Below are 21,558 nucleotides of genomic sequence, written 5' to 3'. Positions count from 1 at the left end.
GCCGTCGGCCCGAGGAGATGAGCGATACATTCGCTCGCCCGAACCCGGTCGGCCTACGAGAACCGAGCGACCAGTGCCCGCCGGTCCACCTTGCCGGGGCCGCGTAACGGCAGGGCCGGCACGACGTGCAGCGCCCGCGGCGCCGCCGTGACGTCCAGCGACGCGCTGGTCCAGGCTCGCAGGTCGTCGAGGGTGGGGGAAGCGCCGCCCTCCGGGACGACGACGGCCGCTACCCGTTGACCGAGCCGGGGGTCGGGCAGCCCGATCACGGCGCATTCGCGTACCGCGGGGTGCTCGAGCAGGACGGCCTCGACGACCTGCGGCACGACGGTGAGGCCGCCCGTCGAGATGGCCTCGTCCAGGCGCCCCAGGATGCGGAGGACGCCGTCGGCGAGCTCGCCCGCGTCGTCGGTGCGGAACCAGCCGGGTTCGGCGAACGCCGGATGATCGGGCAGACCGCGATAGCCGCGCGCGAGTGTGGCCCCGCCGAGCCACACCCGCGACTGCGCGTCGACCCGGACCGTGGTCCCGGCCAGTGGGACCCCGTCGTACACGCACCCGCCGCACGTCTCGCTCATCCCGTAGGTGCGGACGACGGTGATCCCGGCGTCCTGCGCACGGCGCAGGATCGGGGCGGGCGTGGCGGCCCCGCCCAGCAGGACCGCGTCCAGGTCGGCGAGGGCCGCGACGGCACCCGGGTGGTCCAGGGCCTTGATCAGCTGCGTGGGCACCAGCGACGTGTAGCGCCGCCCACCGGGCATGGCGGCGACCGCCGCCGGCAGCCGAGCCGGATCGAAGCCGCCGGCGACGTCGATCACGACGGGCCCGGCTCCCGCGAGCAGGCCCCGCAGCAGCACCTGCATCCCGGCGATGTGGTGGGCCGGCAGCGCCAGCAGCCACGAGCCGGGTCCGCCGAGGCGCTCGTGGGTGGCGTCACCGCTGGCCCGCAGCGCCCCGGCGGTCAGCTGGGCGCCCTTCGGGGTGCCCGTGGTGCCCGAGGTGGCGACGACCAGGCCGATGCCGTCGTCGACGGGTTCGCCCGGGCGCAGCGCTTCGGTCAGTCTCCGGATTTCCCGGTCGTCGGCGACCGGCACGGGGAGCAGGGCCGGTCCGTCGCCGTCGAGCATGCGCCGTAGTGCGGGCAGCACCTCCCGCACGGCGTCGCCGGGGGGGACGGGCAGCACCTCGAGATTCATGTGGCGGGGCCGGTGAGCGGCCACCCTCCGGTCTCGAGGTGCCGGCGCACCCGATCGATGTCCTGTTCGAGCGGCATCTCGTTGGTGATCTTCGTGATCAGCACGGCGATGTCCGTCTTCGAGATGGGCAGGTCCCCGTCGTCGACGAGGGTGTGCGCCACCTGGTCGACCTCGTCCTCCGACAACCGCCGGCTGAGCAGCGCGAACAGGGGCACGTAGTCCTGTTCCGGCACGCCCTCCGGGTAGCCGGCCCGCAGCCACTCGATGATCGAGGTGAGGAACGGCGGAAGCGTCACGGGGGCACCTCCTCAGTCCGTCCCGTCGTCGCCGGTCACCACGGTCCCGTCCTCGGCGACCACCGGCCAGCCTCCCGCGGCGAGGCGCCCGGCGACCCGTTCGAGGTCCTCCTCCGCCGGTTCCTCGTTCAGCACCCCGGCGATGATCTGCTCGAGCGTGTCGTAGTCGACACAGCGCTCCGGGTGCTCGTGCGCCGTGGCGATCGACATCTCGCACACCTCGGCGATCTCCTCGTCCGTCAGGCGCCGCCGCAGCACGGCAAGCAGCGCGAAGTGATCCTTGGCCGGGATGCCTTCCGGATAACCGGCGCGCAGCCAGTCGAGGACCGAACGGAGCGAGTACTTGGGCAATGCGGTTCTTTCGTGGGTCGGACGGCGGGACGGTGGTGGCTCAGAAGACGTCGATGCCGAAGGTGCTCGACAGGAAGTCCGAAGCCAGCAACAGTATCCCCGCGACGATTGCGATCAGCACGACGGCGAAGCAGACGACGGCGCCGGCGATGCCGAGCGGGTTCGGCCGGGCCTGCTCTCCGGCGCGCCCCGCGACGAGCGATCGCATGCCGAGCGCGAAGACGGCCGGCAGGCCCGCTCCGAAGAAGAGGCCGACGAGGACGACCTGCCACAGCGAGCTCAGGGTGTTCGTCAACAGGTTCACGGGCGTCCCTCCGTGGGAGTGGTCGGTGCGGCCGGCACGTCCTCGGGGGCCGGCGCCGGGGTCGGGGCCGGGGCCGGGGCCGGAGCCAGCTTGCCGTCCCATTCCGCGGTGACGTTGGAGGCGTCGATCGGCTGCCGGCGTGACCGCAGGTACATCAGCAGCGACAGCGCGCACAGCACCGCGAACACCACGATCACGCCCGACAGGCCGCCGATCAGGTGGGCCAGACCCCAGCACACCGCGCCGACGAGCGCCGCGGACGGCAGCGTGATCAGCCAGGCGACGGCCATGCGGCCGGCGACACCCCAGCGCACGTTCGCGGAGCGGGTGCCGAGTCCGGACCCCAGGATCGAACCGGTCGCCACGTGGGTGGTCGACAGGGGCAGACCGAAGTGGCTCGAGGTGAGGATGATCGCGGCCGACGACGACTCCGCCGCCATGCCCTGCGGCGGTGCGATCTCCACCAGTCCCTTGCCGAGGGTGCGGATGATGCGCCAGCCACCGAGGTAGGTGCCCAGGGCGATCGCGACGGCGCAGGAGAGCTTCACCCAGAACGGCATCTCCGCGTCGGCGGTGAGGCTGCCGTGCGCGACGAGCGCCAGGAAGATCACGCCCATCGTCTTCTGCGCGTCGTTGGTGCCGTGCGCCAGCGACACCAGGGAGGCGGAACCGATCTGGCCGATGCGGAAGCCGTGACCGCGGGTCTCGTCGGGCACCGTGCGGGTGATGCGGTGCACCGACCAGGTGCCGACCGTGGCGACGAGTGCCGCCACCACCGGCGCCAGCAGCGCCGGGATGATCACCTTGCCGATCACTCCGTCCCACACCACGCCGTCGATCCCGAGGGAGGCGAGGGCGGCGCCGATGAGGCCGCCGAACAGTGCGTGCGACGAGCTCGACGGCAGGCCGAACAGCCACGTCGCCAGGTTCCACAGGATGCCGCCGACGAGACCGGCGAACACGATGAGCAGCAGTGCCTCGCCGCCGGTGCTGCCCAGGTTGACCACCCCCTTGGCGACCGTCGCGGCGACCTCGACGGACAGGAACGCGCCGACGAGGTTGAGCGAGGCGGAGAGGGCGACCGCCACCTTCGGTTTCAGGGCACCGGTGGCGATCGATGTCGCCATCGCGTTCCCGGTGTCGTGGAAGCCGTTGGTGAAGTCGAATGCGAGGGCAGTGACTACCACCACCAGGAGGACGACAAGCTCTGCGGTCACATCTGCCGATTGTGAGGTAGCCGGTGGGTAAAAGTACAGCGACGGCGAGGTGAACGCGGACACCCCGGCTCCTTCCGGTGGTGGCAGCCCGCGTGCGCCGGTTCCCCGCTGTGTGGAGTTTCACTCGGCGCGGAGCGTGTGACCGGCTTCACGGCAGGTCTCACTGAACGGGAATCTCTCGTCCCGCCCTTCCCGGCCCTGGCTAGCTTTCGCCGCAGTACACCGCCCCGGAGCTTCCGCCGGACGGAGCCCCGCGACGAAGGAGACACCCGACCTTGAACAAGCACACACTCGCCAGGACCGTGCTGGCGCTGACGGCGTCCGCGGCGCTGCTCTCGGCCTGTGCCGGCGAACGCGGCGCCGACCCGTCGGGCGGGGCCGGCGCGACCGGGACCGGGGCCGCCGCGGCCGATACCGTCGCGGTGGACAAATTCGGCACCCTGGACTCACCGTGCGGGGAGGGGGACGCCGCGGGCGCCACCGACCAGGGCGTGACCGACACCGAGATCCGCATCGGCTACGGCGACGACCGCGGCTACGCCAAGAGCCCGGGCCTGAACAAGGAGATGTCGGACGCCGTCTCCGCGATGATCGACTGGTGCAACGCCCAGGGCGGCATCAATGGGCGCACGATCGTCGGCACCGACTACGACGCAGCGATGACCCAGGCCAACTCCGTCATGCAGGACGCGTGCCGCTCCGAGTTCATGATGGTCGGTCACGGCTTCGCGATGGACCAGACCGCCGAGCAGACCCGCGTGGCCTGCAACCTCGCCGCGGTGCCCGGCTTCACGGTGTCGCCGGAGGCGGCCAACGGCCCCATGACCTATCAGGGGGTGCCGTTCCCGGTGGACTACGCCAACGGCTCGGCATGGTTCCAGATGGCGCAGCTGCGGCCGGACCTGAAGGACAAGTTCGACCTGGTCGGCAGCACGATGCCGACCATCATCACGTCGCTGACCAAGGTGCGCTCGATCGCCGAGGCCGCCGGGTTCGAGCTGAAGAACTGCGGCGTCACCATCAACTACGACGGCGAGGCCAGCTACGTCCCGTTCGCCGAGAAGTTCAAGGAGTGCGGCGTCGAGGGCCTGTGGACCTCCCGGTCGCCCGTGCCGAACGAGCTGAACTTCTTCAAGGCGCTCGACCAGGTGGGCATCGATCCCGTCCTGATGGGTGAGGCGACCTGGTACGGCCAGACCGTCGAGGAGGCGAACGCCGGCGGTCTGCTCGACAACCTGCACGCGGGCATGACCTTCCAGATGCTCGAGAACGCGGACAAGGTGCCGGCGGTGCAGCAGTACCTCGACCTCGTCGGGGAGAAGGGCGGCAAGACCGCGCTGCTCGGCATGCAGGCCACCTCGTCGTTCCTGCTGTGGGCGACCGCGGCGAAGGAGTGCGGCTCCGACCTGACCCGGCAGTGCATGATCGACGAGCTGTCGCAGATCCACGAGTGGGACGGCGGCGGACTGCACGCCGTGACCGACCCGGGTGCCAACATGCCGGCCAGCTGCGGTCTGACGGTCACGCTGACGGGCGAGACGTACACGCAGGCGTTCCCGCAGACCGCCGCCGAGTTCGAGTGCAACGACGCGTACCTCGTCAAGACCGCCCCGGAGACGTGGGGCACCGAACTCGGACCCGACCGGATCGCCACCAAGTTCATGAACCCGAACGTGATCAAGCCGCAGGACTGACCGGCCTGCACCGACCGGCGGGGCGGTGCCCGCACGGCACTGCCCCGCCTCCCCACGACCGGTTCTCTACCGACAGGGCTTCACCATGGACACATTCGTGACGTTCACGATCCTGGGCCTCGTGCTCGGGTCCGTGTACGCGATCGCGGCCTCCGGGCTCGTTCTGACCTACAACACCTCCGGAATCTTCAACTTCGCGCACGGCGCCCAGGCCATGCTCGGTGCGTTCCTCTACTGGCAGCTCACGGCCGGCTGGGGACTGCCCGTCCCGCTGGCCCTGCTCGTGGTGCTGTTCCTCGCGGGGCCGCTCATGGGCCTGGCGCTGTACGTCGTGATCATGCGGGGCCTGCGGGACACCGCCGAGGTCACCAAGATCGTCGTGACCGTCTCGGTCATGCTGGGGATGCTGTTCCTGTCCCAATGGTTCTGGCATCCCGAGAAGCCCCGCTCGCTCGGCATGTTCTTCGGCGACGACGCCGGGATCAGCGTGCTCGGCGCGTTCGTCCGCGTCCACGAGATCCTGTGCGTGGTCGCGGCCATCGGGATCGCGGTCGGGCTGCGCATGCTCTTCCAGCGCACCCGGATGGGCGCCACCATGCGCGGCGTCGTCGACGACCCCGACCTGCTGCGGCTCAACGGCCACAACCCCGAACGGATCGCCGCGTTCTCGTGGGCGCTCGGCTCCACCCTCGCCGTCCTCGCCGGGGTGCTGATCACCCCGATCAGTGGCGGCAGCCTCGAGGCGAACATGCTCACCCTGCTCGTCATCGACGCGTTCGCGGCCGCGATGTTCGGCCGGCTCAGCTCGATCCCGCGCACGTTCGTCGGCGCCCTCGTGCTCGGCCTCGCCGGCGCCTACCTGATCGGCTACGCACCCTCGTCCTGGGCCTGGACGTCGAACCTGCGGGTCTCGCTGCCGATGGTGGCGCTGTTCGTGGTGCTGATCGTCCTGCCCCAGGACCGGCTGCGCGGCGCGGCGATGCGTACCCGCGAGCGCTACCACGTGCCGAGCGTGCGCAAGGCCGTCGTGTGGGCGGTTGCGCTCGTCGCCGTCGTCTCTCTCGTCCGCCTGCTCATGGTGGAATCCGCGATCACCACGTTCACGCTGGGCATGACCTTCGCGATCGTCGCGCTGTCGCTGACCCTGCTCACCGGGTACGCGGGCGAGATGAACCTCGCACCCCTGTCGTTCGGGGCCATCGCCACGATCGTCGTGTTCCACTTCGGGATCACCGGCACCGGTCTCGACCAGCGTCTGACCGTGTGGGGGGTGCTGCTGGCCGTGGCCGTCACCGCGCTCGTCGGCGGGCTCGTCGCGCTTCCGGCCCTGCGGCTGCGCGGTCTCTACCTCGCGCTCGCCACCATGGCGTTCGGCGTCTTCGTTTCCAACATGGTGCTGCGCGACACCACCGAGCACGAACTGTTCGGCGTGAAGTTCTCGATCTTCACCGGGGGCTCACTCGTGATCCCGCCGCTGCGGATCGGGCCGCTGGACCTGCAGGACGAGACGACGTTCCTCATGACCGCGACGGTCCTGTTCGCGCTGCTCGGTGTCGGCGTCGTCGCCCTGCGCAACGGCGGCTACGGACGTCGCCTGGCGGCGATGAAGGACAGCCCCGCCGCGTCGGCCATGCTCGGACAGAACCTGGTGACCCTGAAGCTGAGCGTCTTCATGCTCTCGGCCGCCATCGCCGGTCTCGGCGGCGTCCTCATGTCCAGTGCCACCGGCGCGGTCGCGGGCGAGAACTTCAGCATCATCGTGGGCCTCACCCTGCTCATGCTCACCGTGGTGGCCGGCATCGGCTACGTCAGCGGGGCCTTGTTCGGCGGCCTCATGGCCGGCGTCGGGTTCGCGGTCATCATGGTCTCGTTCAACAACCTCGCGAAGACGCAGCCCGAGCTCGAGGGCCTGTACCTGCTGCTCGGCAACATCGCCGCGGTCAGCCCCGCGCTCATCGGCATCGGCGTGGGTCACAACCCGTCGGGCAGCGTGCACCAGATGGTGGAGGGCTACCGCCGTCTGCTGTCCGCCCGGCCGGTCCTCTACGGCGGCGGCGCCGTGATCGCGGTGCTCTACGTCCTGGCCCTGACGGGCGTCCTGGGCAACTGGTGGTTCGCGGCGCTGACCATCACGATCGTGTTCCTGCTCCCGGTGATCGGCGAATGGCTGATGCCCGGCGCGGTCCTGGACCCCGACGAGCTGGCCCGCCGGCGAACCACCCCGCCGGAACTCGTCGGCATCGACGAGCCGTACACCGCCGAGGGCCGCTACCGCCTCGACCGCGAACTGGGGCTGCCCGCGGCACGGCCCACCCATCCGGCGGCCGAACCGCCCGCGACCGTCGCGAAGGAGCTGAGCGCGCATGTCTGACACCCTGCTCGAGACCCGGGGCGTCACCGTCCGGTTCGGTGGTCACACCGCCGTCGACGACGTGAGCATCGCCGTCACCGCGGGCGCCGTGACCGGCCTGATCGGGCCCAACGGCGCCGGCAAGACCACCCTGTTCAACACCGTCACCGGGCTGCAGAAACCGACCTCCGGGCAGGTGTTCCTCGACGGTGTCGACGTCACCCGCGCGGCGCCCTACAAGCGTGCCCGGCGTGGGCTGGCCCGCACCTTCCAGCGGCTCGAGCTGTTCCTGTCGCTGTCGGTCCGCGACAACCTCCGAGTCGCGGGCGACATGCACCGCACCGCGACCCGCGCCCGCCACGACATCGACGCCGAGACCGACCGGCTGCTCGAGCTGACCGGGCTCACGGACGTCGCCGACCGGGACGTCTCCGACATTCCCACCGGCCGCGCCCGCGTCGTCGAGGTCGCGCGGGCGCTGATGACCCGGCCGCGCGTGCTGTTGCTCGACGAACCCGCGTCCGGGCAGACGGAGCGGGAGACCGACGATTTCGCGGACCTGCTGTGCCGGCTCGCGGGCGACGGTCTCGGGATCTGCCTCGTCGAGCACGACCTGCCGCTCGTGATGCGGGTGTGCTCGCGCATCCACGTCCTCGACTACGGCGCCCTCATCGCCTCGGGCAGCCCCGAGCAGATCCGCAACGACCCAGCGGTGATCGCCGCGTACATCGGAACCGAGGAGGTCGCATGAACGCACCGGTCACCGATCTCGTCGACGTCCCCGGCGACGAACCGGCCCCGCTGCTCGAACTGGTCGACGTGCGGGCGAGCTACGGACCCATCGAGGTGCTGCACGGGGTGAACCTGACTCTGCAGCCGGGCTCGGTGGTCGCCCTGCTCGGGCCCAACGGCGGCGGCAAGACCACGACGCTGCGGGTGTGCTCGGGCGTGCTGCCCGTCGAGCACGGCGAGCTGCGCGTTGCCGGCCGCGTCGTCAACGGTGTCGATGCCGCGGCGCTCGCCCGGCTCGGCGTCTGCACCATTCCGGAGGGGCGGGGCATCTTCCCCAACCTCACCGTCCGGGAGAACCTGTGGGTCGCCACCGGAACCGGCGTGTCGCTGAAGGATCTCGAGGCCGTCGCCTACGAGCGCTTCCCGATCCTCGGGAAGCGACGGGGTCAGCTCGCAGGCTCGATGTCGGGCGGCGAGCAGCAGATGCTCGCCCTGTCCCGGGCCCTCGGCACCGACCCCACGGTGCTGTTGCTCGACGAACTGTCCATGGGGCTCGCCCCCCGGATCGTCACCGAGATGTACGACATCGTCGGCCGGCTCGTCGACGACGGGCTGTCGATCCTCGTCGCCGAGCAGTTCGCGCGGGCGGTGCTGCCCATCGCGACGTCGGCCGCGCTGATGCTGCAGGGCCGCGTCGTGCGGGTCGGGGACCCCGCAGACATCGAACACGAACTCTCGACCAGCTACCTAGGAGGATGACCATGACCGCACTCACCGAGGAGCGGCGCGCCAAGTTCCGGCAGGACGCGGCAGACCTGAAGCTCGACACCGGAGCGGCGAAGGGCGACGGTCCCGCGCGCATCGGCGGGCTCGTGCTGATGATCGGCGGTGCCGTCGCGGCGTTCGTCGTCTACTTCGCCTCGCTCACCCAGGCGGACCTGCGCAACATCGCGTCGTACCAGATCCTCGCCACGGCGTTGCTGATCGTCGCGATCCTCGGCGCCGCGCTGTTTCTGGCGGGCGCGATCGCGCGGGTGCTGCGGCTGTGGCTGCTGCGCCAGCTCTACGAGTCGCAGGCGCACACCGAGCAGATCGCGGCCGCGCTGACGGGCCGCTGACGCGGCCGGTGCGTCCTTTGGGCTGTCCCAGCAGCCCGAAGGACGCACCGGTCAGCGGGTGTCGCGGCGCAGCGGATGGTCCGGCGGGATCTGCACCAGCACGATGGGGATGCCGTCGGGATCGGCGATCCACAGCTCGTGCAGGCCCCACGGCTCCTGCCGGGCGCCCCGCACGATCGGGACGCCCCTCGTCACCAGCTCGGCCTCGACGTCGTAGACGTCGCGCACCTGCAGCCACAGCGCACCCTCGAAGTGCTGGGGCCGCCCGGTGTTGCCGTGCGCGGCCACCTCGATCAGCGACTGCCCGGCGAAGAACACCGTCCCGCCGGGATATTCGCGGTAGATCGCCAGGCCCAGGACGTCACCGTAGAACCGCAGGGCGGCGTCGTAGTCGCCCGGCCGCAGGATCGTCCGGCTGCCGAGGATCTCCATCTCAGCCCTCCTCGGCCGGGCGCGCCTCGTGCCCCCGTCGCCCGTGGGTGCGGCGCTGCTCCTTCATCTCGGCCTCGAACAGATGCCGGCGACCGCGGACCAGTTCGTCGCGCACCTGTCGCTCGAGCTCACGGAACTCCGTCCAGTACCCGTCGTCGAAGTCCTCCACGATCTGGAACGTCCACCGCCCTTCGAGGACGTTGCGTCCGACGATCTCCGTCTGCACCCGGTCGGCGAGTTCGCGGTGACCGGCCTCGGCGAGCTTGTCCACAGCGTCGCCGAGCAGCAGGTCGGCGCGGCCCATCAGCTGGTGGAAGGCGTACAGGTTCCCGCGGGCCTGCTCCACCGTTTCGAGCGCTTCGGAGAGTTTGCCGGCCGCCGCCACCGTCTCGTCGGACACGCCGTCGGGCCGGATGTGGTCGGGAAGTGGTTGCTCGCGATCCGTCATGATCAGGAGTGTGCCCGATTCGGGCCGTTTCAATCGGGAGGTTGTGGCGCCGAGGGGGAGGTTGTCGCGGGAGCTACTCGCGCGATGTCGCGACAACCTCCTCCTCGCCGCGAGAAGGCCCTAGTAGTACCAGGGGTAGGGCGACCAGTCCGGGTCCCGCTTCTGCAGGAACGCGTCGCGGCCCTCGACCGCCTCGTCGGTCATGTACGCGAGCCGCGTCGCCTCGCCCGCGAACAGCTGCTGGCCGACGAGCCCGTCGTCGGCGAGGTTGAAGGCGTACTTGAGCATCCGCTGGGCCTGCGGCGACTTGCCGTTGATCTTCGCGGCCCACTCCAGCGCGACGTTCTCGAGCTCGGCGTGGTCGACGACGCGGTTGACCGCACCCATGTGGTGCATCTCCTCGGCGGTGTAGGTGTCGCCGAGGAAGAAGATCTCGCGGGCGAACTTCTGGCCCACCATCTTCGCCAGGTAGGCGCTGCCGTAGCCGCCGTCGAAGCTGCCCACGTCGGCGTCGGTCTGCTTGAACCGGGCGTGCTCGCGGGAGGCGAGGGTCAGATCGCACGTGACGTGCAGGCTGTGCCCGCCGCCGGCGGCCCAGCCGTTGACGAGGGCGATCACGACCTTCGGCATGAACCGGATCAGCCGCTGCACCTCGAGGATGTGCAGCCGGCCCGCGCGGGCCCTGTCCACCGTGTCGGCGGTTTCGCCGCTCGCGTACTGGTAGCCGCTGCGCCCACGAATCCGCTGGTCGCCGCCCGAGCAGAAGGCCCAGCCGCCGTCCTTCGGACTGGGGCCGTTGCCGGTGAGGAGCACCGCGCCGACGTCGGACGTCATGCGGGCGTGGTCCAGCGCGCGGTACAACTCGTCGACGGTGTGCGGCCGGAACGCGTTGCGCACCTCCGGCCGGTCGAACGCCACGCGGACGGTGCCCTGCGTGACGTGCCGGTGGTAGGTGATGTCGGTGAGGTTCTCGAACCCGGGTACGGGCCGCCACAGCTCAGGATTGAAAGTCACCCGTCGACCATAGAACTCCGGTCGCGGCCCTCTGCGCCGACGCGACGGTCGCCGGGCGATACCGTGCAGCTATGAGCGAGCAGACAGACCGTACGGTCGACGCGGACTACGAGCACCACGGCGGGTTTCCGGTGTACACGCCGGTGAAGGCGGGACCGAACTACGGTCGCTTCGTCGAGGCGCTGCGGCGGCTGCAGGATCTCGCCGTCTCCACCCACATCCCCGACGACGTCGTCGACCGGGCCATCGAGCAGGCCGAGGCCCTCGGGGACCTGCTCGAGCCGCACGTCGTGCCCGAGGGCAGGTCGCCGGCCGGCTTCAACATCGACCTGCCCGGTCGCGGCAGCCTGCTGATGCCGCCGTGGATGATCGAGAAGTTCGACGCGGAGTCGGTCCGCTCGCGCGGCACGTTCCGGCTCTACCACCGCGGCGGCAACAGCGCGGCGCACGGTGGCACCCTGCCACTGCTGTTCGACGACCTGTTCGGCATGGTGGTCCACGCGGCCGGCCATCCCATCGCCCGCACCGGCTACCTGCATGTGAACTACCGCAAGATCACCCCGCTCGAGACCGAGCTCGTCGTGGAGGGGCGGGTCGACCGGGTCGAGGGGCGCAAGCTCTTCTGCTCGGCCGAGCTGCACGACCTCGACGGCACGCTGCTCGCCGACTGCGAGGCCCTGATGATCCAGCTGCTGCCCGGCCAGCCGTGACTGCCGCGGCCCTGCCTGCCGTCGACGAGATCCTCGCCGCGGCCGTCGTGGTGTCGCTGCCCATGCGGGTGCGGTTCCGCGGCATCACCGAACGTGAACTCGTGCTCGTGCGCGGTCCCGCCGGGTGGGGAGAATTCGGGCCGTTCCCCGAGTACGCCGACGACGAGGCGGCGCACTGGCTGCGTTCGGCCCTCGAATCCGCGTGGCTCGGGCACCCGGCGCCGCGCCGGGACACCGTGCCCGTCAACGCCACCGTCCCGGCCGTCGGCCCCGGCGACGTGCCGGCCGTCCTCGCCCGGTTCCCGGGGGCCCGCACCGCCAAGGTCAAGGTCGCCGAACCCGGGCAGGACCTGGCGCAGGACGTCGCGCGGGTGCGGGCGGTGCGCGAACTCGTCCCGCACGTGCGGATCGACGCGAACGGCGGGTGGAGCGCGGACGAGGCCGTCGCTGCGCTGACGGCGCTCGTCGCCGACGGCCCGCTCGAGTACGCCGAGCAGCCCTGCGCGACGGTGCCGGAACTGGTCGAGGTGCGCCGCCGGATGCCCGACGTGCCGGTGGCGGCGGACGAGAGCATCCGGCGCGCCGAGGATCCCTTGCGGGTGGTGCGGGCCGGCGGCGCCGACGTGGCGGTGGTCAAGGTGGCCCCGCTCGGCGGGGTGCGACGGCTGCTGGCGCTGGCCGACGAGTTGGCCGGCCACGGCGTGCCGGTGGTGGTGTCGAGCGCGCTCGACTCGGCCGTGGGCATGGGTGCCGGACTGGCCGCGGCGGCCGCGCTGCCCGAGTTGCCGTACGCGTGCGGACTGGGCACGGGCGGGTTCTTCACCGTCGACGTGGCGGCGCCGCGGACGATGGCCGGCGGGGCGCTCCCGGTGGGGGAGGTGACGCCGGATCCGGCGCTCCTCGAGGCCGTGCGGGCCGACCCGGAACGGGTGCGCTGGTGGTTCGACCGGGTCCGGCGCTGCCGCGCCGCGCTCGACTAGGTGCGGCTCGGGTCGTCGTATATCGTTCCGGGCGTTCGTACTCACGAGTCACATTACGGAGGCAGTGGAAGTGGTTGCAGCTCTGGATGATGCCCTGCTCGGCGCCGACAAGGTCCCGGCGGTTGTCGCCGATGTCGAGGCGCTGATCGACGCCGAGGTGTCGGACAAGAAGGGCGCGTCGGGTCTCGCGCTCAAGGCCGGCTACGCGGCGGTGACGAAGCTCGGCCCGTCGATCGTGCCCAGCGCCGTCGAGGGGCTGCTGCCGGAGTTCGTCGCCAAGATCCAGCCGTTCTGGCAGGACTACGCGGGCAACGGTGCGTTCGCCGACTACCTCACCGCCCGCGGTGAGACGGTGGCGGACGCGCTGCTCGGTGTGACGGACGCGCGCATCGAGGCCTCGTCGCGCACGGCGATCAAGAAGGTCTACGAGAAGCTGCGCCCGTCGGCGCAGAAGCACGTCGTCGAGGCCCTGCCGCGCGTGGGCGCGCTGGTGCAGAAGCACGCCGGCTGAGACACCCGGTGTCTTTCCGGACCGGTCGCGGTCCGGAAAGACACCACCCTCAATAACTGGCGGCGCCGAACTTCCAGTAGCCGGTGAAGGTCACGGCGGACTTCGCGAGGCCCCGCTCCCGCACCAGGTGCCGGCGCAGCGACGTCACGAGTCCCGATTCGCCCGCCAGGAACGCGTATCCCGGCCCGTCGGGCAGCGCGCCGGCCCGCACGGCCTCGAGCACGTGCGGCCCGGGCGGCGCGTGCCGCCCGGGCCGCACCACCGTGTGCAGCCGGACGCCCGGACCGGGGACGATCTCCTGGGCGGCGACGTCGCCGGCATCGTCCACCTCCACGAACACCTCGGTGGGCGCCGCGTGGTGCCGCCCGGCGGACGACGCGAGGATCCCCGCGATCGCGGGCAGCGCGCTCTCGTCGGCGACGAGGATCTGCCAGCGCGCCTCGGTGGGGCGGTGGTACATGATGCCCTCGTCCAGCAGCGCCAGTTCGGCGCCCGGCTGCGCGGTGCGCGCCCACTGCGATGCCGGTCCCGTGTCGCCGTGGGTGGCGAAGTCGATGTCCAGTTCGGCCGTGTCGCCGTACCGGCCCGCGCCCGCCTCCCGGTAGCGACGGATCGTGTAGTTGCGCAGGATCGGCTGGACGGCCTCGGGCATGGCTCGCATCTCGGGCCACCACTGCGGGCCCGCCGTGGCCGGCAGTTTCAGCGACCGTTGGCCGGGGGCCGGGAAGAACAGCCGGAACCACTGGTCGAACCCCATGGGTGCGATCCGCCCGACGTTCGCGCCGCCCACGGTCACCCGCACGAAGCTCGGCCCGATTCGTTCGGTGGCGAGCACCCGGCCGGTGACGATCTCGCGGCTCGCCGGGGCGATGCGGGTGGTCTTGGTGCGCACGGCCATACGAACCTCCGTTGGAATTAGCGGAGGCTAACCTATCATTCGGGTCGGTCGAGGTGTCGCACCGCGGGGGTGAGGCCCCATTCGTTGCGACCCAGCCGGCTCGCCGGCGCCAGGGCCACGAAGTCCGGCATCCCGTCCTCGGCCAGCACGTCGGTCCGGACCGACACGGCCACCACGTCGCCCATCACCACGAAGCAGTCCCCGACTTCGATCACCCGGTGCAGGGTGCACTCGATCGCCGCCGGCGCTTCCGCGACCCGGGGCGGATGGACCCGTTCGCTGCGCTCGGGCCGCAAGCCCACCGCCGCGAACTCGTCCACGTCGTGCGCGAAGCCCGCCGACGTCGCGTTGACCCGTTCCATCAGCGGCACGGTTGCGACGTTGATCACGAACTCGCCGGTCTCCTCGATGTTGCGGAGGCTGTCCTTGCGCCCGACCGAGGTGAACTGCACCACCGGCGGCGTGACCGCGGCGACGGTGAAGAAGCTGTACGGCGCGACGTTGGGCACTCCGTCCGCCGACACGGTGGACACCCATGCGATCGGCCGCGGCACGATCGTGGCGGTCATCAGTCGGTAGAAGCGGCCGGTGCCCAGCTCGGTGGGATCGAAGACGGTGCGCATCGCCCCATTCTTGCTGTGACCCTCGTCCCGCACCGCCCGGGGCATCGGGGGCGTGCCGCCCGGGGCATCGGGGGCGTACCGCCCGGGGCATCGGGGGCGTACCGCCCGGCCGCACTACTCTGGGTGCCGTGAACCCGTCCACCGCCCAGGCGACCGCCGTCGTCGACGAACTCGCCCGAGGCGGCGTCCGCGACGTCGTGCTGTGCCCCGGCTCGCGCAACGCGCCGCTGGCCTTCGCGCTGCAGGCCGCCGACAATGCGGGCCGGCTGCGGCTGCACATGCGCATCGACGAACGCACCGCCGGCTTCCTCGCGATCGGGCTGTCCGTCGCCTCCGGCCGGCCGGTGCCCGTCGTGATGACCTCCGGCACCGCCGTCGCCAACCTCGCGCCGGCCGTGCTCGAAGCCAACTACGCTCGGGTGCCGCTCGTGGTGCTCAGCGCCAACCGCCCCTACGAGCTCCTCGGCACCGGCGCCAACCAGACCGTCGAACAGCTCGGCATGTTCGGCACCCAGGTCCGCGCCACCATCAGCCTCGGCCTGGCCGAAGGGATCGAGCAGAACAGCGAGTGGCGCTCCGCGGTCAGCCGCGTCCTCGCCGCCGCCCGCGGCACCCGCTCCGGCAACGCCGGGCCCGTCCACTTCGACATCCCGCTGCGAGAGCCGCTCGTCCCGGACGTCCACCCCCAGGGCCCGGTCCCCGAGGGCCGCCCCGACGGCAGCGCCTGGACCACCACCGTGCACGCCACCCTCGACGTGCCGATGGAGCTCGACATCACCGCCGACACCGTGGTGATCTCCGGCCACGGCTCCGCCTACCGGCCCGAGCTGTCGGAACTGCCCACCGTGGCCGAACCCACCGCGCCGCTCCACGGTGTCCCCCTGCACCCGATGGCGCTGCCGCAGCTGAAGCCGCGGCAGGCGATCATCACCGGCCGGCCAACCCTGCACCGGCCGGTGTCCAAGCTGCTCGCCGACCCGTCGGTGGCCGTATACGCGCTCACCACCGGCCCCCGCTGGCCCGACGTGTCCGGCAACGTCCTCGCCACCGGCACGCGCGCCGTCGTCACCGGCAGTCCCGACCCGGCCTGGCTGGACCGCTGCCGGAACCTGTCCGCCCACACCGACAAGGCGGTGCGCGCCCAGCTCGACGCCCACCCGAAGCCGACCGGACTGCACGTCGCGGCGGCGGTCACCGACGCGCTGCGCGACGGGGACCAGCTGCTGCTCGGCGCCTCCAACCCGGTGCGCGACGCGGCGCTGGTGAGCTACCCCCGCGACGGGGTGAAGGTGCTCTCCAACCGCGGCGTCGCCGGCATCGACGGCACCGTGTCGACCGCCGTCGGCGCCGCCCTGGCCTACCCGCAGGGCCGCACCGTCGCCCTGATGGGCGACCTGACGTTCCTGCACGACGCGTCCGGCCTGCTGATCGGCACCGCCGAACCGCGCCCGCAGAACCTGACCGTCGTCGTCGCCAACGACGACGGCGGTGGCATCTTCGAGCTGCTCGAGCAGGGCGACCCGCAGTACGCCGGCGTGTTCGAGCGCGTGTTCGGCACTCCGCACGGCATGGATCTCGCCGCGCTGTGCGCCGCCTACCGGGTGCCGCACGAGCGGGTGGACCTGTCCGCGCTGACGGCCGCGCTGGCCGACCGGACCGCGCCCACCGGCGGCATCCGGGTGCTCGAGGTGATCACCGACCGCTCCGGCCTGCGGGAACTGCACGCGGCCGTGCGTGCCCAGCTGTGACGGACGCATGAGCGGGATCGACAAGGCACGTCGTGCGGTACTCGCCGTCGCCGTCGGCATCTCGGTGCTCACCGCGATCCTAGTGCTCGGCGCGTGGCGCAACGATCACCTCATCGGCTCCGACATGGGCACCGCCACTGCCGAGGTGCTCTCCGCGGGCTCGCTGCGCTCGGCGATCAGCTTCGTCACCCCCGACGGCGTCACCCACAACCCCGAACTCGGCGTGCTGTACCCCACGGGTCTGACCGCGGGCCAGCGGATCGCCGTCGAATACTCCCGCGCCGACCCGGACCTCGTGCGGGTCACCGGCCGTGACGTGCGCGTCGCACTCGTACCCGCGGCCTCGGTGATCGTGGTGACCTGGCTGATCGCGACCCCCGTGCTGACCTACCTCCGCCGGCGCAGCGCCGCCGCGGCCTAGAAGATTCGCCGGAACTTCGCCCGGCGGACACCTCGGCCACTTCCCACCGACCGGCCGCGCCGCGATGCTGGACCGGTGCGAGTAGCCATCGTCGCGGAATCCTTCCTCCCGAACGTCAACGGCGTCACCAACTCGGTGTTGCGCGTGCTCGAGCACCTCGACCGCCACGGCCACGAGGCCCTGGTCGTCGCTCCCGACACCGTCGCCGGACAGCCCCCGGCCCCCACCCAGCACGACGGGATCCCGGTGCACCGCGTGCCGGCGGTGCACGTCCCGAGGGTCAGCTCCCTGCCCGTGGGCCTGCCGCAGCCGGCGCTCACCGGCCTCCTGCGCGGCTTCGCCCCCGACGTCGTGCACCTGGCGTCGCCGTTCCTGCTCGGCGCCGGCGGCCTCGGCGCCGCTCGCCGGCTCGACCTGCCCACCGTCGCGGTCTACCAGACCGACGTCGCCGGATTCGCGTCCAGCTACGGGCTCGGGCTCGCGGCCCGCGCCGCCTGGCAGTGGACGCGCCGAATCCACCGCGCGTGCGACCGCACCCTCGCACCCTCGACGGCGGCCGCCGCGGACCTCGCCGCACACGGCGTCCCGCGGGTACACCGCTGGGCGCGGGGCGTCGACACCGCGCGTTTCACCCCGGCCCGGCGCAGCGCCGCCCTGCGCCGGACATGGTCGCCCGACGGCCGGCTCGTGGTGGGCTTCGTGGGGCGGCTCGCCCCGGAGAAGCACGTCGAACGACTCGCGGGCCTGGCAGCCGACCCCCGCTACCGGCTCGTCGTCGTCGGCGACGGCCCCGAGCGCGCCCGTCTCGAACCGCTCCTGCCCGGGGTGGTGTTCACCGGTCACCTCGGCGGCGACGCGCTGGCCGACGCCTACGCGAGCCTCGACGTGTTCGTCCACCCGGGCGAGCACGAGACGTTCTGCCAGGCCGTGCAGGAGGCGCTCGCCAGCGGCGTCCCGGTGATCGCACCCGACGCGGGCGGCCCGCGCGATCTCGTCGCCCACTGCCGCAACGGATACCGGCTGCCGGTCGACGGGTTCGCCGAGCTGCTGCCGGGCGCGGTGGGCGCGCTCGCCGATCCGATGCTGCGGGACCGGTTCGGCGCGGCCGCGCGACGCAGCGTCCTCGGCCGCACCTGGCCCGCGGTGTGCCACGAACTGCTCGGGCACTACGAACAGGTCTGCTCGGTCCGGCCGGGCACGCTGCGGCGCAGCGCGTAGCGGTAACGTTTCGACCGTGGCAACTACTCACGGGTCGCGGGCCTCGCTCGCGAAGGATCCGCGCGAGGTCGCGTCGATGTTCGACGGCGTCGCCCAGCGATACGACATCACCAACACCGTGCTGTCCTTCGGGCAGGACCGCAGCTGGCGGCGCGCCACCCGGGCGGCACTGGACCTGCAGCCGGGGGAGCGGGTCCTCGACCTCGCCGCCGGCACCGGGGTGTCGACGGTGGAGCTCGGCCGGTCCGGCGCCTGGGTGGTGGCCACCGACTTCTCCAAGGGCATGCTGCAGGCGGGCGCGTTCCGGCAGGTGCCGATGGTCGCGGGCGACGCGATGCGCCTGCCCTTCGCCGACGCGGTGTTCGACGCCGCCACGATCTCGTTCGGCCTGCGCAATGTCTCCGACTTCGACGCCGGCCTGCGGGAGATCGCGCGGGTGACCAAGCCCGGAGGCCGCCTCGTGGTGTGCGAGTTCGCCACGCCCGTCTCGGCCCCGCTGCGCGTGCTCTATCTCGAGTACCTGATGCGGGCACTGCCGCGGGTCGCGCGGACCGTCAGCAGCAACCCCGACGCCTACGTCTACCTCGCCGAGTCGATCCGCGCGTGGCCCACGCAGGCCGAGCTCGCCGAGCGGATCCAGACCGCCGGCTGGCGGTCGGTGCAATGGCGCAACCTCACCGGCGGGATCGTGGCCCTGCACCGGGCGGTGCGCTGACCGCACCGTTCGGCCGGCGGGGTCAGGCGAAGAGCGGCCGGCGGTCCCACCGCAGCGACGCGCCGCCCCCGGCCCGCCACGCGCGCGCGACGAGATCCTCGTCGCGCTCGGTGACCAGGTTGCCCATGACCCGGACGGCCACCGTCATCAGCGCCGTCGAGCCCATCCCGACGGGCCCGGTGGCCGGCAGGAACCGCGGCAGCGTCAGCAGGCCGGCCAGCCGCCGGGCCGCGGAGAACGCCCGGCCATAGCGTTCGCGCAGCAGAGCCGGCCACAGCTGCGTGAGGTCGTCCGCGCCGAGGACGCCGGCGACGAGCCGCCCACCCTCGAGGCCGTAATCGATGCCCTCGCCGTTGAGCGGGTTCACGCACGCCGCGGCATCACCGATCAGGGCCCAGTTCCGGCCCGCCACCCCGGACACCGCACCGCCCATCGGCAGCAGCGCCGACGCCACGCGGGTGGTCTCGCCGAGGCCCCACTCGCCGCGGCGCCGCGACGCGTACAGCTCGATCAGCGGCCGCAGCGATCCGGCGGCCGGTCGCTTCGCGGTCGCGAGGGTGCCCACGCCGATGTTGACCTCGCCGGTACCCAGTGGGAACACCCAGCCGTAGCCCGGGTGCAGCGCGCCTGCGTCGTCGCGTAACTCCAGGTGCGACGTGATCCACGGGTCGTCGCTGCGGGGGGAGGTGGCGTAGGCGCGGGCCGCGACCCCGTACGCCGTGTCGCGGTGCCACTGCCGGCCGAGCAGCTTGCCCAGCGGGGACCGGACCCCGTCCGCCACGACGAGCCGCTCGCACGCGACGGTGCGCCGACCGCCCGCGGTCGCGAAGGTCACACCGGTCACCCGCGACTCGTCGCGCTCGACGGCGACGGCCTTGGCGCCCTCGGCCATACCGGCGCCCGACTCGACGGCGGCCCGGCGGATCCGGTCGTCGAGTTCGGTGCGCGGCACGGCGCTGCCCTGCGCCGGGAAGGAACCCGACGGCCACGGCAGCTCGAGGCTGCGGCCGAAACCCTCGAGCCGCAGGCCGCGGTTGACGGTGCGCGTGCGCACCCAGTCGCCGAGGCCGAGCCGGTCGAGCTCGGCCACCGCCCGCGGCGTCAGGCCGTCGCCGCACGTCTTGTCCCGGGGGAAGGTCGCGGCGTCGACGAGCAGCACGTCGCGCCCGGCGCGGGCCGCCCAGGCGGCGGCTGCCGACCCTGCGGGACCTGCGCCGACGACGAGCACGTCGGTACGGTCGGGGATCTCGGAAAGGTTGTGCCGCGGTTCGGACGCAGCGTGTTCTGCCACCACGGCTCCATCTTTCCAGGCACGGCTTCGGTGCCTCGGGGAGGTAGCCGCCCGGCGGAGCGGCTAGGTTCACTACCGTGGAGCCGATTCGACAGCGGACAGCAACAGCCGGGTCGACAGAACAGGATGGGTATCTCATCGTGAGCACTGAAGGGGCGGCGCAGTCCGCCGGTCCGTCCGGCGCGACGTCGGACACGGTGGTGGCCGGGGTGGACCTCGGCGATCCGGTCCTGGCGGCCGCCGTCCGGGACGGCCTCGCCCGGGTCGAGGAACTGCTGATCTCGGAGCTGTCCGACGGCGAGGACTTCCTGACCGAGGTCGCGCTGCATCTCGCCAAGGCCGGCGGCAAGCGGTTCCGTCCGCTGTTCACGCTCCTCACCGCCCAGCTCGGGCCGGAGCCCGACGATGCGGCGGTCGTCACGGCGGCGACCGCGGTCGAACTGGTGCACCTGGCCACGCTGTACCACGACGACGTGATGGACGAGGCCACCATGCGCCGGGGGGCGCCCAGCGCCAACGCGCGGTGGAGCAACAGCGTCGCCATCCTCGCCGGGGACTTCCTGTTCGCCCACGCGTCGCGGCTGGTGTCGACCCTCGGCCCCGACGCCGTGCGGACCATCGCCGAGACGTTCGCCGAACTCGTGACCGGGCAGATGCGAGAGACCATCGGCACCGGGAAGGAACGCGACCCGGTCGAGCACTACCTCAAGGTGGTGTGGGAGAAGACCGGCTCGCTGATCGCGACGAGCGGGCGGTTCGGCGGGACGTTCTCCGGCGCGGATGCGAAACAGATCGCACAACTGGAACGGCTCGGCGACGCCGTCGGCACCGCGTTCCAGATCGCCGACGACATCATCGACATCTCGTCGGCCTCGGTGGAGTCCGGCAAGACTCCGGGAACGGACCTGCGTGAGGGGGTCCACACCCTTCCGGTGCTCTACGCCTTCCGCGAGTCCGGACCCGAGGCCGACCGGCTGCGGGAACTGCTGGCCGGGCCGGTGGAGGACGAGGCCGCCGTCGACGAGGCCCTGATGCTGCTGGCACGGTCGCCGGGGATGGCCGCCGCGAAGCGGACGCTGGGCGAGTACGCGGACAAGGCCCGCGCGGAGCTGGCGTCGCTGCCGCCGGGACCGGCGAACGAGGCCCTGCGACGGCTCGTCGACTACACGATTGCGCGCGTGGGGTAGACCCGGAAGCCGGGACGGCCGTTGCGGGGAGTGACGGTGGGGAACCCGCTCCCCGCCCTGTTTCGTTGAACATTCGAGCAAGATCGACGAATCGGGAAGAGGCG

General features: G+C 72.0%; 24 protein-coding genes. 13 read left to right on the top strand and 11 right to left on the bottom strand.

Translation table 11 applies throughout. The features are described 5' to 3' along the window. Positions 1-53: 53 nt before the first annotated feature. From menE to ISO16_RS08855, 5 genes are read right to left on the bottom strand one after another with little or no spacing between them, the layout of a single operon-like run. On the bottom strand, positions 54-1,196 hold the full coding sequence (gene menE, locus ISO16_RS08875) for an o-succinylbenzoate--CoA ligase (protein WP_072635818.1): 1,143 nt from the start codon (positions 1,194-1,196) through the stop codon (positions 54-56). After that, the gene (locus ISO16_RS08870; protein ID WP_006935891.1) at positions 1,193-1,492 is read right to left on the bottom strand and encodes a DUF3349 domain-containing protein; all 300 of its coding nucleotides are present in this window, start codon (positions 1,490-1,492) and stop codon (positions 1,193-1,195) included. Before ISO16_RS08870 ends, menE begins: the two co-directional genes overlap by 4 nt. 12 nt (positions 1,493-1,504) lie before the next feature. Continuing rightward, on the bottom strand, positions 1,505-1,843 hold the full coding sequence (locus ISO16_RS08865; RefSeq protein ID WP_006935887.1) for a DUF3349 domain-containing protein: 339 nt from the start codon (positions 1,841-1,843) through the stop codon (positions 1,505-1,507). A gap of 40 nt (positions 1,844-1,883) precedes the next feature. Further along, positions 1,884-2,147 (bottom strand): hypothetical protein, encoded by a 264-nt coding sequence (locus ISO16_RS08860; protein WP_006935886.1) that lies wholly within the window; start codon positions 2,145-2,147, stop codon positions 1,884-1,886. After that, complete coding sequence (locus tag ISO16_RS08855; protein ID WP_072635745.1) at positions 2,144-3,364, bottom strand: inorganic phosphate transporter; 1,221 nt, start codon at positions 3,362-3,364, stop codon at positions 2,144-2,146. The genes ISO16_RS08860 and ISO16_RS08855 overlap by 4 nt, the downstream gene beginning before the upstream one ends. A 275-nt stretch (positions 3,365-3,639) precedes the next feature. Between ISO16_RS08855 and ISO16_RS08850 the strand changes: the two genes are divergently transcribed. The 5 genes from ISO16_RS08850 (at position 3,640) to ISO16_RS08830 (ending at position 9,258) form a co-directional block, all read left to right on the top strand. Next, positions 3,640-5,058, top strand: a complete 1,419-nt coding sequence (locus ISO16_RS08850; protein WP_006935884.1) for an ABC transporter substrate-binding protein — start codon at positions 3,640-3,642, stop codon at positions 5,056-5,058. A gap of 85 nt (positions 5,059-5,143) precedes the next feature. After that, positions 5,144-7,429, top strand: coding sequence for a branched-chain amino acid ABC transporter permease (locus ISO16_RS08845; RefSeq protein ID WP_072635744.1), 2,286 nt, complete (start codon positions 5,144-5,146; stop codon positions 7,427-7,429). After that, the gene (locus tag ISO16_RS08840; RefSeq protein ID WP_006935881.1) at positions 7,422-8,159 is read left to right on the top strand and encodes an ABC transporter ATP-binding protein; all 738 of its coding nucleotides are present in this window, start codon (positions 7,422-7,424) and stop codon (positions 8,157-8,159) included. Before ISO16_RS08845 ends, ISO16_RS08840 begins: the two co-directional genes overlap by 8 nt. Continuing rightward, positions 8,156-8,899 (top strand): ABC transporter ATP-binding protein, encoded by a 744-nt coding sequence (locus ISO16_RS08835; RefSeq protein WP_072635743.1) that lies wholly within the window; start codon positions 8,156-8,158, stop codon positions 8,897-8,899. Before ISO16_RS08840 ends, ISO16_RS08835 begins: the two co-directional genes overlap by 4 nt. A gap of 2 nt (positions 8,900-8,901) precedes the next feature. Further along, positions 8,902-9,258 carry a hypothetical protein gene (locus ISO16_RS08830; RefSeq protein ID WP_006935878.1) on the top strand — a complete coding sequence of 119 codons (357 nt, stop codon included), beginning with the start codon at positions 8,902-8,904 and terminating at the stop codon, positions 9,256-9,258. A gap of 51 nt (positions 9,259-9,309) precedes the next feature. Here the strand turns inward: ISO16_RS08830 and ISO16_RS08825 are convergent, their stop codons facing one another. The 3 genes from ISO16_RS08825 to ISO16_RS08815 all read right to left on the bottom strand — a co-directional run bounded on the left by ISO16_RS08825 (position 9,310) and on the right by ISO16_RS08815 (position 11,152). Further along, positions 9,310-9,690, bottom strand: coding sequence for a VOC family protein (locus ISO16_RS08825; protein ID WP_006935877.1), 381 nt, complete (start codon positions 9,688-9,690; stop codon positions 9,310-9,312). 1 nt (position 9,691) lies between these two features. Continuing rightward, positions 9,692-10,141 (bottom strand): hypothetical protein, encoded by a 450-nt coding sequence (locus ISO16_RS08820; RefSeq protein WP_102800518.1) that lies wholly within the window; start codon positions 10,139-10,141, stop codon positions 9,692-9,694. 117 nt (positions 10,142-10,258) lie between these two features. Next, the gene (locus ISO16_RS08815; RefSeq protein WP_029545095.1) at positions 10,259-11,152 is read right to left on the bottom strand and encodes a 1,4-dihydroxy-2-naphthoyl-CoA synthase; all 894 of its coding nucleotides are present in this window, start codon (positions 11,150-11,152) and stop codon (positions 10,259-10,261) included. Between the two features lie 71 nt (positions 11,153-11,223). Here ISO16_RS08815 and ISO16_RS08810 point away from each other — a divergent pair, with 71 nt between their 5' ends. The 3 genes from ISO16_RS08810 to ISO16_RS08800 all read left to right on the top strand — a co-directional run bounded on the left by ISO16_RS08810 (position 11,224) and on the right by ISO16_RS08800 (position 13,353). Further along, complete coding sequence (locus ISO16_RS08810; protein WP_050035607.1) at positions 11,224-11,862, top strand: PaaI family thioesterase; 639 nt, start codon at positions 11,224-11,226, stop codon at positions 11,860-11,862. Beyond that, complete coding sequence (locus ISO16_RS08805; RefSeq protein WP_050035605.1) at positions 11,859-12,842, top strand: o-succinylbenzoate synthase; 984 nt, start codon at positions 11,859-11,861, stop codon at positions 12,840-12,842. The genes ISO16_RS08810 and ISO16_RS08805 overlap by 4 nt, the downstream gene beginning before the upstream one ends. Before the next feature lie 70 nt (positions 12,843-12,912). After that, on the top strand, positions 12,913-13,353 hold the full coding sequence (locus tag ISO16_RS08800; protein WP_006940846.1) for a DUF6918 family protein: 441 nt from the start codon (positions 12,913-12,915) through the stop codon (positions 13,351-13,353). Between the two features lie 49 nt (positions 13,354-13,402). Here ISO16_RS08800 and ISO16_RS08795 read toward each other — a convergent pair whose 3' ends face one another. Continuing rightward, on the bottom strand, positions 13,403-14,251 hold the full coding sequence (locus tag ISO16_RS08795; RefSeq protein WP_072635742.1) for a siderophore-interacting protein: 849 nt from the start codon (positions 14,249-14,251) through the stop codon (positions 13,403-13,405). 35 nt (positions 14,252-14,286) lie between these two features. Next, a complete protein-coding gene (locus ISO16_RS08790; RefSeq protein ID WP_072635741.1) occupies positions 14,287-14,874 on the bottom strand; it encodes a flavin reductase family protein in 588 nt (195 codons plus the stop codon). A 128-nt stretch (positions 14,875-15,002) separates the two neighbouring features. On the opposite strand from ISO16_RS08790, the gene menD reads away from it, so the two are divergent. The 4 genes from menD to ISO16_RS08770 all read left to right on the top strand — a co-directional run bounded on the left by menD (position 15,003) and on the right by ISO16_RS08770 (position 18,976). After that, positions 15,003-16,622 (top strand): 2-succinyl-5-enolpyruvyl-6-hydroxy-3-cyclohexene-1-carboxylic-acid synthase, encoded by a 1,620-nt coding sequence (gene menD, locus ISO16_RS08785; protein WP_072635740.1) that lies wholly within the window; start codon positions 15,003-15,005, stop codon positions 16,620-16,622. Between the two features lie 7 nt (positions 16,623-16,629). Next, complete coding sequence (locus tag ISO16_RS08780; protein WP_043802286.1) at positions 16,630-17,043, top strand: DUF3592 domain-containing protein; 414 nt, start codon at positions 16,630-16,632, stop codon at positions 17,041-17,043. A gap of 75 nt (positions 17,044-17,118) precedes the next feature. After that, positions 17,119-18,261, top strand: a complete 1,143-nt coding sequence (locus tag ISO16_RS08775) for a glycosyltransferase family 4 protein (RefSeq protein WP_072635739.1) — start codon at positions 17,119-17,121, stop codon at positions 18,259-18,261. Positions 18,262-18,277: 16 nt separating this feature from the next. Further along, positions 18,278-18,976, top strand: a complete 699-nt coding sequence (locus ISO16_RS08770) for a demethylmenaquinone methyltransferase (protein WP_006940858.1) — start codon at positions 18,278-18,280, stop codon at positions 18,974-18,976. A gap of 22 nt (positions 18,977-18,998) precedes the next feature. Here ISO16_RS08770 and ISO16_RS08765 read toward each other — a convergent pair whose 3' ends face one another. After that, positions 18,999-20,270, bottom strand: coding sequence for a geranylgeranyl reductase family protein (locus ISO16_RS08765; protein WP_050035601.1), 1,272 nt, complete (start codon positions 20,268-20,270; stop codon positions 18,999-19,001). Positions 20,271-20,407: 137 nt separating this feature from the next. On the opposite strand from ISO16_RS08765, the gene ISO16_RS08760 reads away from it, so the two are divergent. Then, a complete protein-coding gene (locus ISO16_RS08760) occupies positions 20,408-21,454 on the top strand; it encodes a polyprenyl synthetase family protein (protein ID WP_072635738.1) in 1,047 nt (348 codons plus the stop codon). The last annotated feature ends 104 nt before the right edge of the window (positions 21,455-21,558 follow it).

The organism is Rhodococcus sp. M8, from assembly GCF_015654185.1.
Classification (GTDB): Bacteria; Actinomycetota; Actinomycetes; order Mycobacteriales; family Mycobacteriaceae; genus Rhodococcus; species Rhodococcus aetherivorans.
This window is presented reverse-complemented; position numbering and strand designations above follow the sequence as displayed.

Bases quoted from the DNA above. Each gene is read 5' to 3' on its own strand.
- menE (WP_072635818.1), bottom strand. From the start codon at position 1,196: ATGAATCTCGAGGTGCTGCCCGTCCCCCCCGGCGACGCCGTGCGGGAG.
- ISO16_RS08845 (WP_072635744.1), top strand. From the start codon at position 5,144: ATGGACACATTCGTGACGTTCACGATCCTGGGCCTCGTGCTCGGGTCC.
- ISO16_RS08840 (WP_006935881.1), top strand. From the start codon at position 7,422: ATGTCTGACACCCTGCTCGAGACCCGGGGCGTCACCGTCCGGTTCGGT.
- ISO16_RS08835 (WP_072635743.1), top strand. From the start codon at position 8,156: ATGAACGCACCGGTCACCGATCTCGTCGACGTCCCCGGCGACGAACCG.
- ISO16_RS08830 (WP_006935878.1), top strand. From the start codon at position 8,902: ATGACCGCACTCACCGAGGAGCGGCGCGCCAAGTTCCGGCAGGACGCG.
- ISO16_RS08825 (WP_006935877.1), bottom strand. From the start codon at position 9,690: ATGGAGATCCTCGGCAGCCGGACGATCCTGCGGCCGGGCGACTACGAC.
- ISO16_RS08810 (WP_050035607.1), top strand. From the start codon at position 11,224: ATGAGCGAGCAGACAGACCGTACGGTCGACGCGGACTACGAGCACCAC.
- ISO16_RS08795 (WP_072635742.1), bottom strand. From the start codon at position 14,251: ATGGCCGTGCGCACCAAGACCACCCGCATCGCCCCGGCGAGCCGCGAG.
- ISO16_RS08790 (WP_072635741.1), bottom strand. From the start codon at position 14,874: ATGCGCACCGTCTTCGATCCCACCGAGCTGGGCACCGGCCGCTTCTAC.
- ISO16_RS08780 (WP_043802286.1), top strand. From the start codon at position 16,630: ATGAGCGGGATCGACAAGGCACGTCGTGCGGTACTCGCCGTCGCCGTC.